Genomic DNA, 16,371 nt, shown 5'->3' on the forward strand with positions numbered 1-16,371 from the left:
GGAAACCACCATGCCCGATGCCTCGCACGCCGCACTGCGCCACCTCGACGTCGCCATCGTCGGCGGCGGCCTCGCCGGCCTCTACGCCATCCATCGCCTGCGCGGCATGGGATTGAAGGTCCGCGCTTACGAGCAGGGCTCGGGTATCGGCGGCACCTGGTTCTGGAACCGCTATCCCGGCGCGCGCTGCGATGTGGAGAGCCTGGAATATTCCTACAGCTTCGACGAACAGCTGCAGCAGGACTGGAAGTGGCCGGAGCGCTACGGCACGCAGCCGCAGATCCTGCGCTACATCAACCACGTCGCCGACCGCTTCGACCTGCGCCGCGACGTGCAGCTCAATACGCGCATCCAGTCGGCGGTGTTCGACAGCACGGCCAACGAATGGACGCTGACGACCCGTGAGGGCGAGACAATCAAGGCGCGCTACGTCGTGATGGCGGCCGGCAACCTGTCGACGCCGCGCGTGCCCGACTTCAAGGGCATCCACGACTTCAAGGGCAAATGGTACCACACCGGCCTGTGGCCGCAGGAGGGTGTCGATTTCAGCGGCCTGCGCGTGGGCGTGATCGGCACCGGCTCGTCGGGCGTGCAGATGATCCCGATCATCGCCCAGCAGGCCCGCCAGCTCACCGTGTTCCAGCGCACCGCCAACTTCAGCCTGCCGGCGCGCAACACGCCGATGCCGGAGGAGAAGGAGCGGCGGCACAAGGCCGAGTACGCCCAGCGGCGCGCCGCGGCCATGGAGACACCCTTCGCCATCGGCGGTCATCCCAAGCCGACCAGGAAGACGCTCGAGGTCCCGGCCGAGGAACGCGCCCGGACTTACGAGGCCAAGTGGCAGGAAGGCGGCTCGATCAGCTACCTCTATTCCTACACCGACCTGCTGGTGAGCAAGGAAGCCAACGACACCGCCTCCGAGTTCGTCCGCGACAAGATCCGCTCGATCGTGAAGGACCCGCGCACCGCCGAGCTCCTGGCGCCGAAGGATCATCCGATCGGCACCAAGCGGCTCTGCCTCGATACCAACTACTACGAGACCTACAACCGGCCGAACGTGTCGCTTGTCGATGTGCGCTCCGATCCGATCCAGGAGATCACGCCGAAGGGGGTGCGCCTCGCCTCCGGCGCGGAATACGAGCTCGATGCGCTCTGCTTCGCCACCGGCTTCGACGCCATGACCGGCGCGCTGAACGAGATCGACATACGCACCACCGACGGCGCGGTTCTGCGCCAGCACTGGGAGGGCGGGCCGCTCACCTATCTCGGCCTGATGGTGGCGGGCTTCCCCAACATGTTCATCGTCACCGGCCCCGGCAGCCCCGGCGTGAAGACGCAGATGATCGCCAGCATCGAGCAGCATGTCGACTGGATCGCCAATGCCATCCGCTATCTCGGCGAGCATCGGCTCGATCGCATCGAGCCGACGGCGCAGGCCGAACAGGACTGGGTCGCGCATGTGAACGCGGTCGCCGACAGCACGCTCTATCCGCTCGCCAACTCCTGGTACGTGGGCGCCAACATCCCCGGCAAGCCGCGCGTATTCATGCCGTATGTCGGCGGCTTCGACCGCTACAAGAAGCATTCCGAAGCCATCGCGGTGCGCGGCTACGAGGGCTTCACGTTGAGCCGCCACGAGACGGCCGCGGTGGCGTCCTGATGCGATAAAAAAGCGATTTTTCCCGAAACGTACAGGACCATCGCGCAAGCGCTTGATCGGCAAAGACTTTGCGCCGGACCTCGACGAAACTTCGGGAACGTTCGTGAATTCGGGAAAACCGCCGGCAGGATGCTGCGGCCCGCGCATCGCGGGTTTTTCCCCTTCATGCGACAGCGCGACGGGCGATTCTCCGCGGCGGCGAGGCTGAGGAAACGGGCTTTCAACGCCATCATGGGCGCATCATACGCCCGCCGCGCCGCGACCGATGATTATGGTCACTTACGAGTCGTCGGCCGAATTCCTCGTTGAAGCGGTAAGCGCCTCAGTTCAGCTCGATCACGATGTTGCCGCCTGAATCGAGCTGGGCGGTGGCGCCGGGCGGGACGACGCAGGTCGCGTCGTACTCCTCCACGATCAACGGGCCCGACTTCGCGGTGGCAAGGTCGGAGCGGCGCAGCACCGGCGTATCGGTCCAGCCGGACTCGCCGAAATAAGCGCGACGGGGCGGCGGCGGCGTGGGCTCGGCACGGCTGGGCTTCAGCCGCTCCGGCACGCCACCTTCGCGCAGACCCTGGCCGATGATCTGGATGGACACCAGCTCGACCGGCTCGTCCTTGCCGGCGCGGTGGCCGTAGGTCTTCTCATGCTCCTGGCCGAACGCCTCCTCGAGCAGCCCCACCATCCGGTCGTCGATCCGGCCCTCGGGCACCGGCACGGTGAGCTCGTAGCTCTGCCCCTGATAGTGCAGCGCCGCCGAGCGCTTGAGCCGCATGCGATCGCCGGCGAAGCCCTCGGCGCCGAGCTGCGCGGTCGCCTGATCGGCGAGCGCGGTCCAGGCCCGCTCGATCTCGGCGAGATCGGCCTGCCGCAGCAGGCGCCGGAAGGTGCGCGAATAATGATGCTCGACATCGGCATAGAGCAGGCCGAACGACGAGAAGAGGCCGGCCGAGGGCGGGACGACGACGCGGCTCATGCCCAGCGCGCGAGCCATGCCGCAGGCGAACAGCGGGCCGTTGCCCCCGAAGGCGAACAGCGCGAACTCGCGCGGATCGCGGCCCCGCTCGGTCGACACGGCCTTGATGGCGCGGATCATGTTCGACGCCGCGATCTGGTGCGCCCCGTAGGCCGCCTTCTCGAGCGGCAGGCCAAGAGGCTTCGCCACCTTGGTCTCGAAGGCATCCTTGGCCTTGCCGGCATTGAGCGCGAGCGCCCCGCCGACCAGGTGCTTGGGATTGATGTAGCCCAGCAGCACGTTGGCGTCGGTCACGGTCGGCATGTCGCCGCCCTTGTCGTAGCAGACGGGTCCCGGCAGGGCGCCGGCGCTCTCCGGCCCGATCTGCAGTGAGCCGCCGCCGTCGATCCAGACATGCGACCCGCCGCCGGCGCCGACCTCGGCGAGATCGATGGCCGGCACTTTCAGCATGTAGCCGGCGCCGGTGAGCAGCCGCGAGCCGATCATGATGCCCGCGCCGACCGAATATTCGCTGGCGCGGCTCACCTCGCCCTCCTCGACCATCGATGCCTTGGCGGTGGTGCCGCCCATGTCGAAGGTGATGATCTTGGGCAGCGCCTTGGCGCGGGCCAGCGCCTGCGCGCCGACCACGCCGCCCGCGGGGCCCGACTCGATGATGTTCATCGGCCGCTCGGCCGCCGCCTGGTCGCTGGTCAGGCCGCCATTCGACTGCATCAGCAGGAGCTGGGCGGGGATGCCCGCATCGTCGAGGCCGCCGCGCAGCGCCTTCAGGTAGCTCGCGACGATCGGCATGACATAGGCGTTGATCACCGTCGTCGAGGTGCGCTCGTACTCCTTGATCTCGGGCAGCACCTCGTAGGAGACGCTGAACTTGAGGCCAGGCGCCTTGCGCTCCACGACTTCCTTGATCATCAGCTCGTGGCGCGGATTGGCGAAGGAGTTGAGCAGACAGACGGCGATCGCCTCGACCTTCTCGGCGAGCAGCGCATCGACGGCGCGCTCGGCGTCCTCCAGCGTCAGCGCCTTCTCGATGCGTCCGCGCGCGTCGACGCGCTCGTCGACTACCTGGCGCAGATAGCGCTCCACCAGCGGCGCCGGCTTCTCCCAGGCGAGGTCATAGAGCCGCGGCATGCGGAGCGTGCGGATCTCCAGCACGTCGCGGAAGCCCTTGGTGGTGATCAGGCCGACCCGCGCGCCCTTGTGCTCGAGGATCGCGTTGGAGGCGACCGTGGTGCCGTGGCGGATCTCCTCGATCGCGCGGCCGGCAAGGTCCGTCTCCTGGAAGAGCTCGCTCAATCCATCGACGATGGCGCGGGCATAGTCGCCGACGCTCGACGAGATCTTCTTGGTATGGATGGTGCCGTCGGCGCCGAGCAGAACGATATCGGTGAAGGTGCCGCCGATATCGACACCGACGCGATAACTGGAGGGCGTGCTCATTCCGCGGCCCTCACGGTGGCGGTCAGCCCGGCCGGTTCCTGACGCTGCACCTTGGGCACCTCGCTCCAGTTGCGGGCGCGCCGCATCTCCTCGCGCCGCTTGGTCGTCGCCGCCGCATCGACGGTCCACTTGGCCGTGTCGATGAAGACGCCGTAATCGGCCAACGCCTTGGCCGGCGACAAGAGCTCGTTGCGCACATCCTTCAGCACGGCGGCGGGGTCGCGCTCCAGCGGATCGCCCCAGCCGCCGGCGCCCGCCAGCACATGGCGGAAGATGTCGCCCTTCTTCACCGTCATCGTGAACTTGCCGGGCAAGATTTTATTCTCGGCCTGAGGGTTCAGGTAGTTCTCCGATGGCGCGCCAGGGCTGCCGCCATATAGGCCGAATGGACGATGGTCACGACGGTCGGAGCGGACTTGCAACGTCCCTTCCTCCTCGAGGAACCGGTAATCGCGCCGGAAAGGCACGCCACCTCGATATTTGCCGGCGCCAGCCTTGTCGGCGACGAACTCGTAGGCAAGGAGCTGGATCGGCTCCTCGGCTTCCGTCACCTCGATCGAGTGCGAGGCCATGTTGGCCATCATGTGGCTGTTGCCGTCGAGCCCGTCGGCCCATGGACGCGCACCCCAGGCGCCACAGGTAAAGTCGACATAGATGAACGGCTTGCGTTCGGAATCGTAGCCGCCGATCGAGATGCCGGTGTTGCCACCGTCGCCCGCCGCCTTGACCTTGTCGGGCAGCATCATGGCAAGCGCGCCGAACATGCAATCGACCATGCGGAAGCCGGTGAGGCCGCGCGCCGCGCAGGCCGCCGGCAGCACGCCGTTGCCGACGGTACCGGGCGGGCAGATCACCTCGATGGCGCGGAACACGCCCTCGTTGTTGGGGATGCCGGGCGGCAGTACCGAGCGGATGCCGCAATAGGAAGCGGCCTTGGTGAAGGAGAGCGTGTTGTTGATGGCGCCCTTCACCTGCGGGTTGGTGCCGGTCCAGTCGACCACCATGTGGTCGCCCTTCTTGCGGATAGTGACGAACAGGCGGATCGGCTTGCCGTAGTCGACTCCGTCGTCGTCGATCCAGTCCTCGAAGCTCCATTCGCCGTCGGGCAGCTTGGCGAGCGCGCTGCGCGTCAGACGCTCGGCATAGTCGACCGTCTCGCGCATGAAGGCCGCTGTCTCGTCAGGGCCGTGGCGCTTCACCAGATCGGCGAACTGCTGCTCGGCGATGTGGCAGGCCGCGAGCTGGGCGCGCAGGTCGCCGAACACCTTCACCGGAAGACGCACGTTCTTCTCGATGAAGGTCATGATGGTCTTGTTGATCTTGCCGGCCTCGTAGAGCTTGAGCGGCGCGATGCGCAGCCCCTCGGCGTAGATCTCCGTCGAGTCCGACGCATTCGAGCCCGCGACACGGCCGCCGACATCGGTGTGATGGCAGACGGTGCAGGCAAAGGCCATGCGCCTTCCCTCGTGGTAGAGCGGCTTGAACACGAAGATGTCCGGCAGATGCATGCCGCCATCGAACGGATCGTTCATGATGAAGACGTCGCCGGGCGCCATGTCGTCCCTGTAGTGACGCATGATCGATTCCATCGCCGTCGGCACCGAGCCAAGATGACCGGGCAACGTCAGGCCCTGCGCCACCAGCTTGCCGTCGGCGTCGGCGAAGCCCGTCGAGTAATCCATGTTGTCCTTCAGTACGCCCGAGTAGGTCGTGCGGAAGACGGTGAGCGCCATCTCGTCGGCGATCGAGAAGATCGCGTTCTTGAAAAGCTCGAAGGCAATGGGATCTTTGAGGTCGGCCATGACAGCATGTTGCCGGTCGAGACGACGCGGGGCAAACGAATCAGTCGCAAGGCTGCCCTACGCGACCGTGGCCCGGAGATTGCATCATGTCTCAGTTGGAGAGGGGAACATCATGCGCATGAATTTCTTCCGTCGGAGCCTCGCCGCTGGTGCCGCCTTGCTGGCGCTGTTCGCAGCTCCGGCTTTCGCCCAGCAAGAAGTGAAGCTCGGCGCTTTCGTGACGCTCTCGGGCGTCAGCGCCGATGTCGGTGCCCAGATGAAGGCGGGCATCGAGGTCGCCGTCGAGAGCCTGCAGCCCACTTACACCGTCAACGGCGTGAAAACCCCGATCCAGGTCATCTGGTACGACGACGAAGGCAAAGGCGACACCGGCCTCAACGTCGTGACGCGCGCCCTCACCGTCGACAAGATCACGGCCGGCGTCGGCTTCCTGTCGAGCGACGTCTTCACCCGCGTGATGGACGAATTCCAGAAGGCCTCGACGCCGATCGTCACCTGCTGCTCGGCCTCGCTCGGCATCGGCAAGAAGATCGCCGAGAACAAGATGCAGTATGTATTCCAGCTCAGCCCGACCGCGAACGACATCGCCACGTCGGTGGTCGCAGCCGTCGCCACCCTGGAGAAGCCGACCAAGGTGGCGATGCTGAACGAGAACACCGATGCCGGGCACGATTTCTCGCGCATCGCGCAGGAATGGCTGAAGGCCAATGCGCCCAACATCCAGGTCGTGGCCGACGAGTTCGTGCCGCGCGGCGTGCCCGACCTGACGCCGCAGCTCGCCAAGTTCAAGCGACTTGGCGCGCAGGCGATCGTAGGCGAGGTCTACGGCACCGCCGCGCCGGTCTATTTCCGCCAATGGAACGAGCTGCGCGTGCCGGCGCTGATCGCCCACATGGGCACCAGCGCTTCGGCCGACAGCTTCGTGGCCGAGCACGGCAAGGAGATGGAAGGCTCGCTGGTCAATGTGCGCTGGATTCCGGGCAAGTACACCGATGTCAGCGAACCGATGATCGAGGCCTACAAGAAGAAGACCGGCTTCTCGCCCTCGACCTTCGCGGTGCAGGCGCATGACGCGGCGCTGGTCACCCTGCAGGCGATCAGCAACGCCGGCAGCACCGACCCGGCCAAGATCGCCGCGGCGCTGGAAAGCGGCAAGTTCATCGCTGCTTGGGGCGAGCGCAAGTTCACGCCGCTCGCCGAGGGCCATCGCATGCCGGTCAACACGATCGTGGTGCAGATCCAGGACGGCAAGAAGGCGGTGGTCTATCCCGAGAACGTGGCCGCCGCACAGGGCAGCAAGTACCGGCCCGTCCCGCCTTGGGCCTGGGAAAAGAAGTAAGCCATCGCCGGAACATCATGGCCGCCGCGTCGTCCTCATCGCCACCGCGGTTGGCCGTGCGCGGGCTTACCAAGCGCTTCGGCGGGCTGCTGGCGGTCAACGGCTGCAGCTTCGAGGTCGAGGCGGGCTCGGTGGTGGGCCTGATCGGGCCGAATGGCTCGGGCAAGAGCACCGTCTTCAACCTGATCACCAACCTCCTGCATGCCGACGGCGGCGAAGTGCTGCATGACGGGGTGCCGATCGGCGGCCTGTCGCTGCACAAGGTGGCGCGGCGCGGCATCGGCCGCACCTTCCAGGAAGTGAAGATCTTCCGCGAGCTCGATGTCTGGGAGAATCTCGGCCTGGCGGCGCTCGGCCGCGGCCTCACCGACTGGCAGGACCGCGCGACGTCCCTGATGGCCGACTTCAAGTTCAGCCACCTCAAGCACGAGACCGGCGAGAACCTGTCGATCGGCCAGCAGCGGCTGCTCGAGGTCGCCATGCAGCTGCTGGTGCAGCCGGGCCTGCTGCTGCTCGACGAGCCGCTGGCGGGCGTCCATCCGGTGGTGCGCGACACCATCGCCGACATCATCCGCGACCAGCGCCGCCAGGGCCGCGCCATCCTGCTGATCGAGCACGACATGCGTTTCGTGATGGACTTGAGCGATCGCGTGGTCGTGATGGACCATGGCGAGAAGATCGCCGACGGCCCGCCGTCGGAAATCCGCGCCAACGAGCAGGTGATCGAGGCCCTGCTCGGCGCCTCGCATCGGCCCTCCGATCAGCAGGGTGAGCACTGATGCTGTCGGTCGAAGACGTCAGCGCGGGCTACGGCCGGCTCGAGATCCTGCACAAGGTCTCGCTCGAGGTGGCGCCGGGCGAGATCGTCGGCATCATCGGGCCCAACGGTGCGGGCAAGTCGACGCTGCTCAAGACCATCTTCGGCTACCTGCCGCCATTCGAAGGCAGCGTGCGCTTCGAGGGCGCGATGCTGGCCGGGCAGTCGCCCGACCGCATCATGCGTCGCGGCATCGGCTACGTGGCCCAGGCCGGCGGCATCTTCGCCGACATGACGGTGCACGAGAACCTCGTGCTGGGCGGCTACTCACTAGGCTCGAGCCGCGCGGCCGCGCGGTCGATCGAGAAGATCTACGACCAGTTCCCGCGCTTCCGCGAACGCGCCCGCCAGCGCGCGGGCAGCATGTCGGGCGGCGAGCAGCGCGCCCTGGCCGTGGCGCGCACGCTGGTCATCGAGCCGCGCCTGATCATCCTCGACGAGCCCTCTGCCGCGCTGTCGCCGCGCTTCATCGACGAGATCTACGGCACGCTGGCCGATCTCAACAAATCGGGCATCGCGCTGCTGATCGTCGAGCAGAACGTGCGGCGCATCCTCGATTCGGCGCATCGCGTGGTGGTGCTCGATATGGGACGCAATGCCTTCGCCGGCGCCTCCGAGGAGCTGCGCCAGTCGGATCGCATCCGCAAACTCTATCTCGGCGAGGATGCCGGCTGATGGTCGAGGAGATACTCGAGTTCCTGATCCTGGGCTTCGTCCTGGGCGGCATCTACGCGCTGTTCGCCGTCGGCATCACGCTGATCTTCGGCGTGCTCGACATCATCAACGTGGCGCACGGCGAATTCTTCGCGCTGGGCGGTTATGCGCTCTACATCGCCATGGTCGTGCTGGGCCTGCCCCCGGCGGTCGGGCTGGTGCTGTCGACGGCCGCGGTCTTCTGCTTCGGATTGCTGGTCTATCCCCTGCTGATCGCACCGCTCAAGAAACGGCTGGGCCGGCGCGCACCCGGCCCGCTGTTCCTGGTGCTGACCCTCGGGCTTTCGGCGCTGATGCAGAACTCGATGCTGGCGGTGGCCGGCGGCGAATACCTCAAGGTGCCGCCCGCGATGACCGGCGGCATCGACCTCGAATTCACCTATGTCAGCAACCAGCGGGTGCTGATCGTGGTCGTGGCCGGCCTCACCCTGCTCGCCCTCTTCCTCTTCCTGCGCTTCCATCGCCAGGGCATGGCGATCCGCGCCGTGGCGCAGAACCCGGCGGCGGCGCAGTCCGTCGGCATTCCGCTCGGCCGTGTGTTCACCCTGACCCTCGGGCTGGGCTGCGCGCTGGCCGGCCTGGGCGGCGGGCTGATCGCGCCGCTGTTCAGCGTCTATCCGGCGGTCGGCTTCACCCTCACCATCAAGGCCTTCGCCATCACCATCCTGGGCGGCCTGGGCAACCTGCTGGGCGCGTTCGTCGCCAGCATCATCGTCGCCATCGTCGAAGCGCTGTCGGTGCTGGTGATCCCCTCGGAATGGCAGAACGCCATCGCCTTCGGCACCATGATCCTGGTCCTGCTGGTGCGGCCCTCCGGGCTGTTCGGGAAGAAGCAGCCATGACGAAGACCATGCGCGTGGCGCTGATCGGCGTGCCAGCCGTGGCGGGCCTCGCCCTGCCGCTGGTCTGGTCGCATCCCTTCGTGCTGCATATCGCCATCCAGGCCCTGATCTGGGCGCTGTTCGCCGCGAGCTGGGACCTGCTGAGCGGCTATACCGGCCAGATCTCGTTCGGCCATGCCGGCTTCTTCTCGATCGGCGCCTACACGGCGGCCATCCTGACCAAGACGCTGGCGCTGTCGTCCTGGATTGGAATGCCTGCGGCCTTCGTGTTGTGCGGCGCCGTCGGGCTGGGCGTCGGCTTTCCGGCGCTTCGGCTGCGCGGCCATTATCTCGCGCTGGTGACACTTGGCTTCGGCGAGATCGTGCTGCTGGTCGCGACCAACTGGGAAAGCCTGACCGGCGGCGCCTTCGGCATGCACGATTTCGGGACCTTCACGGGCCTCTCGGGCGATCCGCTGCATCAACGCCAGATCTCCTATGCGATCGTGGCCGGCATCACGTTGACGGGGCTCGCCGTGCTGCTCTGGATCACGCGCCGCACCGAGGCCGGCCCTGCCTTCCGCGCGATCCGCGAGGACCAGGTGCTGGCCGCCGCGCTTGGCATCAACACGACCTACTACAAGCTGCTGGCCTTCACGCTGAGCGCCGCCTTCGCGGGCCTCTCCGGCGCGCTCTACGCCTACTACATCCAGCTCGTCAGTCCCTCGATCGGCGCCTCTTCCCAGAGTGCCCTGGTGATCGGCATGGCGGTGTTCGGCGGCATCGGCACGATCTGGGGACCGTTCCTGGGGGCGATCCTCCTGTTCGGCATCACCGAGGCCTTGCGCTTCGTCGGCGTCGTGTACAACTTGATCGCGGTCGGCGCGGTGATGGTCGTGTTCGTGATCTTTGTGCCGCGGGGCCTTGCCGGCCTGCGACTGCGACGTCGCGGGCGCGTGCAGCGAGCCGACCGCCGGGCTGCCGAAAGTGCGGCCAGCTCCGGTTAAGGCGGACGGAGGCGGCTCAGCCGCGCATCGCGTGGTCGCGGCAAGGTACGTCAGGTAATAGGGGAGGTTCGATGTCCCGCTTCGCCGATCGTCTGCGGACAGCCCCGGTCCTGTTGGCCGACGGCGGCATCGAGACGCGGCTGATCTACGAATTTCATCGTCCTCTGCCTGATTTCGCCTCGTTCCTTCCGCTCTTCACGCCGGATGGACGCGCCGATCTGACCGCAATCTATCGCAGCTACATGCAGGTCGCGCTCGACTACGACCTGCCGATGCAAGTCGGCACGCCGACGTGGCGCGCGCATCCGGAGGGCTTGGCACGTCAGGGCTTCTCGGCGCCCGAGGACGTCGACCGGGTCAATGGCGAGGCGGCGGCCTTCCTTCGCGACCTGCGCGGCGAACTCGGTGCCGAGGACAAGATCTTCATCGCCGGGGTCGTCGGCCCTCGTCGCGACGGCTACGACCCGCACGGTGCACCGGACGCGACGGCCGCCGAACGTTATCACACGCCCCAGGCGCGCAGCCTTGCTGCCGCGGGCGTCGATCTCCTGTACGCGCCCACCTTCGCCAGCAGCGATGAGCTTTTGGGCGTCGCTCGGGCGTTCGCCGCCTGCGAACTGCCCTATGTCCTGGCGCCCGTCATCGGCGCCGACGGCCGGCTGCCGGACGGTACGCCCCTTGGCGACGCCATAGAGCACATCGATACGACCGTCTCGACGCCACCGCTTCACTTCCTGATCGGCTGCGTGCACCCGAGCCGGTTCGCCGAGGCCGAGGCCGCGCCTGCCTGGCCAAAGGTCGCGCGTGTGGCCGGTCTCAAGGCCAACGCCTCCACCCTGCCGCCCGAGGAGCTCGACAAGCTCGACCATCTCGACGAGGGCAAGCCCGAGGTCTTCGCCGATCTCATGGCGGCCCTGCACGCGCGCGGCCTCAAGGTGATGGGCGGGTGCTGCGGCACCAGCGATGCCCACATTCGGGCACTGGCACAACGCCTCGCGAAGCCAGAGCCCAGGCCAGCCTTCTGAGCTGGTTGTGTGGTCGGTTTGGGAGTATCTGGGCGCCGCCATGCCGACGTTGCGCACCCTCGAGGATCTCGAACGTGAAGGGCTGATCGTGCCCGATCCGCGGCTGGAAGAGGCTGCCCAGTCGCTGGCGATCGCCCTGACGCCCGATATCGTCGCGCTGATCGATCGCGCCGACCTGGCCAACGACCCGATCGCACGCCAGTTCGTCCCCAGTCCACGCGAAACCGAGATCGCGCCGGAGGAACTGGCCGATCCCATCGGCGACGAAGCGCGCTCACCGGTGAAGGGGATCGTGCATCGCTATCCCGACCGAGCGCTGCTGAAGCCCATCCATGTCTGCCCGGTCTACTGCCGCTTCTGCTTCCGGCGCGAACAGGTCGGCCCTGGCGGCGAGGCGCTGTCGCCAACCGAACTCGACGCGGCGCTGGCCTATATCCGCGAGCATGGCGAGATCTGGGAAGTGATCCTGACCGGCGGCGATCCGCTGATGCTGGGATCGCGCCGCCTGCGCGCCCTGATCGACGCTCTCGATGCCATTCCGCATGTGGCGATCGTCCGTATCCATAGCCGCGTCCCCATCGCCGATCCCGGCCGCGTCACGGCGGAGCTGATTGCCGCCCTGAAGCCGCAACGGACGCAGCTCTGGCTCGCCGTCCACTGCAATCACCCGCGCGAGCTGTCCGCGGCGTCGAAGGACGCGTTACGACGCTTGTCCGATGGCGGACTGCCACTGCTCAGCCAGACGGTGCTGCTGGCCGGCATCAACGACGATGTCGATACGCTGGCGTCACTGATGCGTGCCCTGGTGGCAGCGCGCGTGAAGCCCTATTACCTGCATCATCCCGACCTGGTGCGCGGTACCGGCCATTTCCGGGTTTCCATCGAGCGCGGCCAAGCTCTGATGAAGGCGCTGCGCGGACGGCTGTCGGGGCTCGCCCAGCCCACTTACGTGCTCGACGTGCCGGGCGGCCACGGGAAGGTGCCGATCGGTCCCTCCTATGTCGGGGACGATCCCGATGCCCTGCTGATCGAGGACGCATTCGGCAAGCAGCACGGTTATCCGGGCTGATCCGGCCCGCTCGGGCCGGGACAGGCCTTGTCAAGGTTGGCCGAGCGTATCCTTGCCGATCAGGCCTTCCGCCTCGACCTCGAGCTCGATTGCGTGCGGCGCGGCCTTCGCGAAGTGCAAGGTCACCGGTATCTTCTGCCCCCGGATCAACGGCTTCCTGAGGCCCTGGAAGAACAGGTGGTAGCCACGCGGCTTGAGCTCGACCGCCATGTCCACTGGCAGATTCAAACCGTTTTCGCAGGGATGCATGCGGGCGACCGCCCCCACGACCTTGATGCCCCAGATCTCCGTCTTCTCGGCAATGTCGCTCGTCGCCTTCACAAGGCGGTCCGCTTCCTGTCCTTTGTTGGTCAAGGTCACAAAACCCGCAGCCTCCCGCGACCCGATGTCCTGGAAGCGGGCCCATGGCCTGCCGATATCGATGCTCATACCCTCACCCGATGACTAGCCTGCTCGCGCACCGCGCCCGATCCGGATCGAGGCGAACGTGAAACGACGGGCCCTCTCCATTGCAGGAATGCGTCCTGATGAACCTTTACTATTGGAGCAGGCCCAACAGGCACAAGCGCTGATTCCAAGCCGCCCGACGCGCGGTCGAATGCCAGTTAGCGGCGACCGCCGGCCGCAAGGGCCGTTCGGGCAGAACGCGTCTGAGGTGCACTGAGCTCCTCCACCAGCCAATCCTCGAAGGCCCGTGTCTTGGGTCGACTGGCGGAGGCTGGTGGGCAGACGAACCACCAGGCCTTGCCCGAATCGACGATCTGCGGGAAAGGCTGGAACAACCGCTCTTCTGCCAGCTCCTCGCGAAACAGCTGCGGCGGACCGAGGGCGACGCCCGCCCCTTCCATCGCCGCCTCGACCGCGATCATGGTCGAATCGAAGGTCAATACCCGCTTGGGCTTGAAGTCTCCCATGCCAACGGCGCGCAGCCAGATCGCCCACTCGGGGTCGTAGGTCATGTCGATGAACGGCACCCGCTTGAGATCCTCGAGCGTCTTCAGCTTGTCCTTGTAGCGCTTGCCGCATAGCGGCGTGAGCACGTCACTGAACAGTCGCGTGGCGTGCAGATCGGGCTCGGGCTGAACGGCGAAGCGGATCGCGCAGTCGAAATCCTCGCGCGCGAAATCGATGCGGCGCTGACTGGTCGTCATGCGCACCTCGATCTCGGGATGCTTGGCCTGAAATCGATGTAGCCGAGGCGCCAGCCAGCCCAGAGCAAATGTCGTGACCAGGCTGACATTGAGCGTGCCGGAATTCGCCTTGCGGCCCACTCGTTCCAAAGCATTGGTCATGCGGTCGAAGGCGTCGCGCAGGTCGGGCAGCAACGCCTGACCCTCGCCGGTGATCTCAAGGCCGCGCGGCCGGCGGACGAACAACGCCACGCCCAGCCGCTCCTCCAGTGCCTTGACCTGATGACTTACCGCAGCTTGGGTGACGTGCAGCTCCTCCGCGGCATGCGTGAAGCTTGCATGACGGGCGGCGGCTTCAAATGCGCGCAGGGCATTCAAGGGTAGTTGGGATCGGCTCATCTGACATCTAAGATCATAGTTTTTCTATGTCTCCCCCCGAACAATGATCCTTTGCGCACAAGCGTCTCATACAACAAATATGGCACAGAACTGAGGTGTTACAAAGCCGTCTCGGCCTTCGTCGCCTCAAACGGAGCTAAGTCATGTCGACCCTGTCAAACGTGCGGGCACTCGCCCGTGCGGAAGCCCCTTCTTTCTCGTTCGGCCGCGCCGTCGCGCTGCTGGCCGGAGCGATCGTGGTTGGTGTCGAAGCTCTGATGAACCGAGCCGAACTGCACCGTTCGCGACGGCAATTGGCCGAGCTCGATGATCGCTTGTTGCGTGACATCGGGATCGACCGGGGCCGCGCCGCGTTCGAGGCCGACAAGAGCTTCTGGGGCTGACCCAGGGCCTGGTTTCCGGGTCGGGGAATTGCCGGCGGACGCCGGATAGAGCAGGTTGGGGCCTGGTGCTTTGATGGCGCCATGACCCAACAGTTCTCCTCTCTCCCAACCCCCACCGTGGCGCCCGCCAGTTTCTCCCTCCCTGGCACGTTCCCCGACCCGGATACTTGCTGGCACGCCGTGCAACGGCGTGACCGCAGCTACAACGGCCGCTTCTGGTTTTCCGTCAAGACCACCGGCGTCTATTGCCTGCCATCCTGTGCAGCGCGTCCGCCGCTGCGCCGGAACGTAAGCTTCTTCGCCTCGCCGGAGGCCGCCGAAGCGGCCGGCTTCCGCCCCTGCAAGCGCTGCAAGCCGCGCGACTGGCAGGTCGAGGCCGGCCTGAGCAAGCCGGTCGCGAAAGCCTGCGCCCTGTTCCAGGCCGACACTGGCGATACCCCTCCTTCGCTCGCCGAAGTCGCCCGGAAGGTCGGCCTGTCGGCAACCGCGCTCAGCAAGCGTTTCATTGCCGAACTCGGCGTCAGCCCGCGCGACTGGCTGGTGGCCAAGAAGCGGGAGCGCTTTCGCAAGGCCTTGCGCGACGGCGAAAAGGTCAGCGAGGCCGTCTATGGGGCTGGCTACGGCTCCCCGAGCCGGGTCTATGAATCGAGCGACAAGGTGCTTGGCATGACGCCGGCCACCTATGCCAAGGGCGGAGCGGGCGCGCATATCGACTATACGACCGTGGACTCCGACTATGGTCGCGTCCTGGTCGCTGCCACGCAAAAGGGCGTCGCGGCCGTCTTCCTGGGCGACAGCGACCGCAAGCTCGAACAGGACCTCCGGCACGATTTCCCGGCGGCAGACATCACGCGCAACGATGCTGCGCTCGAGGACCGGGTGACGGCGGTATTGTCGCGACTTTATGGGCGCAAGCCGTCGGCGCTCGACGCTTCCGACGTGCCGCTCGACATCATCGGCACGGCCTTCCAGTGGAAGGTCTGGAAAGCGCTCACCGACATCCCGGCCGGCGAAACCCGGACCTACGGGGAAATTGCCACCACCATCGGCGAGCCCAAGGCTGCCCGCGCCGTGGGCCGGGCCTGCGCCACCAATCAGGCCGCAGGCGTGATTCCCTGCCACCGGGCGGTCGGCGCCAATGGCGGGCTGACCGGCTATCGCTGGGGCGTGGCGCGCAAGGAACGCCTGCTGGCCGAGGAGCGGCGGCGCAAGAGCACGTAGAACGCCCCGCCGCCGCCATGGCGCGGATGGGCTGCCTTCACGCCTCTCACCCGCGTCCGATTATCACCACGCTGCAGCCAGGCCGGAAATTCGGCCCGGATCCGGCCGCCGAACAGACGATCACCTTCCTGGCGCAGCCCCTTGCCCGTGACGATCAGCACGATTCGCAGATCGAGAGCGTGCGCTTCTTCGAGGAATCGGGACACGGCCCGTTCGGCCGCCGCCAGGGTCATGCCATGCAGATCGAGTATGGCCTCCGGCGACCGTCGACCGCGCGACAGGGCCCGGTCGATATCGCGATCGAAAGCCAAGGGCTCCGGCGAGGACTCTGGCGTCGCCAGCCGCGCTTGACGCCGGACGGCCGACCCATCCTTCTCTTGTCGCGCAGGACCATCGTCGTCAGGCGAAAGGATGTCGGCCTTCGCCTTCGGGCCGGACTTGACCGGCCTTGGGGCGACTACTGGCACTTTCCTCCGGCGACGGCCCCTCAGAGGCGTCACGTCGGCCATCACAATCCGGAAGAGTTCGACATCCTTGGCCATGGCGTTTCGTGTAGCCTTGACCGTGGGGC

Annotated in this window: 15 protein-coding genes; 10 read left to right on the top strand and 5 right to left on the bottom strand. The window is 66.6% G+C overall.

Annotation, left to right across the window (positions count from 1 at the left end; all coding sequences use genetic code 11):
• Nucleotides 1–10 precede the first annotated feature (10 nt).
• Entirely contained in the window at nucleotides 11–1,660 is a 1,650-nt protein-coding gene (locus tag B5D62_RS15045) for a flavin-containing monooxygenase (RefSeq protein ID WP_085934653.1), read from the top strand.
• Between the two features lie 322 nt (nucleotides 1,661–1,982).
• On the opposite strand, the gene B5D62_RS15050 is transcribed toward B5D62_RS15045, so the two are convergent.
• Both B5D62_RS15050 and B5D62_RS15055 read right to left on the bottom strand, forming a co-directional pair.
• Entirely contained in the window at nucleotides 1,983–4,073 is a 2,091-nt protein-coding gene (locus tag B5D62_RS15050; protein WP_085934654.1) for a hydantoinase/oxoprolinase family protein, read from the bottom strand.
• The gene (locus tag B5D62_RS15055; RefSeq protein ID WP_085934655.1) at nucleotides 4,070–5,875 is read right to left on the bottom strand and encodes a hydantoinase B/oxoprolinase family protein; all 1,806 of its coding nucleotides are present in this window, start codon (nucleotides 5,873–5,875) and stop codon (nucleotides 4,070–4,072) included. The genes B5D62_RS15050 and B5D62_RS15055 overlap by 4 nt, the downstream gene beginning before the upstream one ends.
• Before the next feature lie 112 nt (nucleotides 5,876–5,987).
• Between B5D62_RS15055 and B5D62_RS15060 the strand changes: the two genes are divergently transcribed.
• From B5D62_RS15060 to B5D62_RS15090, 7 genes are all read left to right on the top strand, one after another.
• A complete protein-coding gene (locus B5D62_RS15060) occupies nucleotides 5,988–7,214 on the top strand; it encodes an ABC transporter substrate-binding protein (RefSeq protein WP_170920947.1) in 1,227 nt (408 codons plus the stop codon).
• Between the two features lie 17 nt (nucleotides 7,215–7,231).
• A complete protein-coding gene (locus B5D62_RS15065; RefSeq protein ID WP_085934657.1) occupies nucleotides 7,232–7,993 on the top strand; it encodes an ABC transporter ATP-binding protein in 762 nt (253 codons plus the stop codon).
• Nucleotides 7,993–8,706 carry an ABC transporter ATP-binding protein gene (locus tag B5D62_RS15070; protein ID WP_085934658.1) on the top strand — a complete coding sequence of 238 codons (714 nt, stop codon included), beginning with the start codon at nucleotides 7,993–7,995 and terminating at the stop codon, nucleotides 8,704–8,706. The genes B5D62_RS15065 and B5D62_RS15070 overlap by 1 nt, the downstream gene beginning before the upstream one ends.
• On the top strand, nucleotides 8,706–9,587 hold the full coding sequence (locus B5D62_RS15075; RefSeq protein ID WP_085934659.1) for a branched-chain amino acid ABC transporter permease: 882 nt from the start codon (nucleotides 8,706–8,708) through the stop codon (nucleotides 9,585–9,587). Before B5D62_RS15070 ends, B5D62_RS15075 begins: the two co-directional genes overlap by 1 nt.
• On the top strand, nucleotides 9,584–10,573 hold the full coding sequence (locus tag B5D62_RS15080; RefSeq protein WP_170920948.1) for a branched-chain amino acid ABC transporter permease: 990 nt from the start codon (nucleotides 9,584–9,586) through the stop codon (nucleotides 10,571–10,573). The genes B5D62_RS15075 and B5D62_RS15080 overlap by 4 nt, the downstream gene beginning before the upstream one ends.
• A 71-nt stretch (nucleotides 10,574–10,644) precedes the next feature.
• A complete protein-coding gene (locus B5D62_RS15085; protein WP_085934661.1) occupies nucleotides 10,645–11,598 on the top strand; it encodes a homocysteine S-methyltransferase family protein in 954 nt (317 codons plus the stop codon).
• Nucleotides 11,599–11,638: 40 nt separating this feature from the next.
• A complete protein-coding gene (locus tag B5D62_RS15090; protein WP_085934662.1) occupies nucleotides 11,639–12,667 on the top strand; it encodes a lysine-2,3-aminomutase-like protein in 1,029 nt (342 codons plus the stop codon).
• A 30-nt stretch (nucleotides 12,668–12,697) separates the two neighbouring features.
• Here B5D62_RS15090 and B5D62_RS15095 read toward each other — a convergent pair whose 3' ends face one another.
• Together B5D62_RS15095 and gcvA are read right to left on the bottom strand one after the other, a co-directional pair.
• Nucleotides 12,698–13,096, bottom strand: coding sequence for a copper chaperone PCu(A)C (locus B5D62_RS15095; RefSeq protein ID WP_085934663.1), 399 nt, complete (start codon nucleotides 13,094–13,096; stop codon nucleotides 12,698–12,700).
• A gap of 176 nt (nucleotides 13,097–13,272) precedes the next feature.
• Entirely contained in the window at nucleotides 13,273–14,196 is a 924-nt protein-coding gene (gene gcvA, locus B5D62_RS15100) for a transcriptional regulator GcvA (protein WP_085934664.1), read from the bottom strand.
• A gap of 143 nt (nucleotides 14,197–14,339) precedes the next feature.
• Here gcvA and B5D62_RS33985 point away from each other — a divergent pair, with 143 nt between their 5' ends.
• Together B5D62_RS33985 and ada are read left to right on the top strand one after the other, a co-directional pair.
• A complete protein-coding gene (locus B5D62_RS33985; protein ID WP_085934665.1) occupies nucleotides 14,340–14,579 on the top strand; it encodes a DUF1127 domain-containing protein in 240 nt (79 codons plus the stop codon).
• Between the two features lie 81 nt (nucleotides 14,580–14,660).
• Entirely contained in the window at nucleotides 14,661–15,800 is a 1,140-nt protein-coding gene (gene ada, locus B5D62_RS15110; protein WP_085934666.1) for a bifunctional DNA-binding transcriptional regulator/O6-methylguanine-DNA methyltransferase Ada, read from the top strand.
• Here ada and B5D62_RS15115 read toward each other — a convergent pair.
• Nucleotides 15,734–16,342: a Smr/MutS family protein gene (locus B5D62_RS15115; protein ID WP_085934667.1), complete on the bottom strand. Its 609-nt coding sequence runs from the start codon at nucleotides 16,340–16,342 to the stop codon at nucleotides 15,734–15,736. The two genes, ada and B5D62_RS15115, sit on opposite strands and share 67 nt — an antisense overlap.
• Between the last annotated feature and the right edge of the window lie 29 nt (nucleotides 16,343–16,371).

Origin of the sequence: Enhydrobacter aerosaccus (genome assembly GCF_900167455.1) — a bacterium.
GTDB classification, from domain to species: domain Bacteria; phylum Pseudomonadota; class Alphaproteobacteria; order Reyranellales; family Reyranellaceae; genus Reyranella; species Reyranella aerosaccus.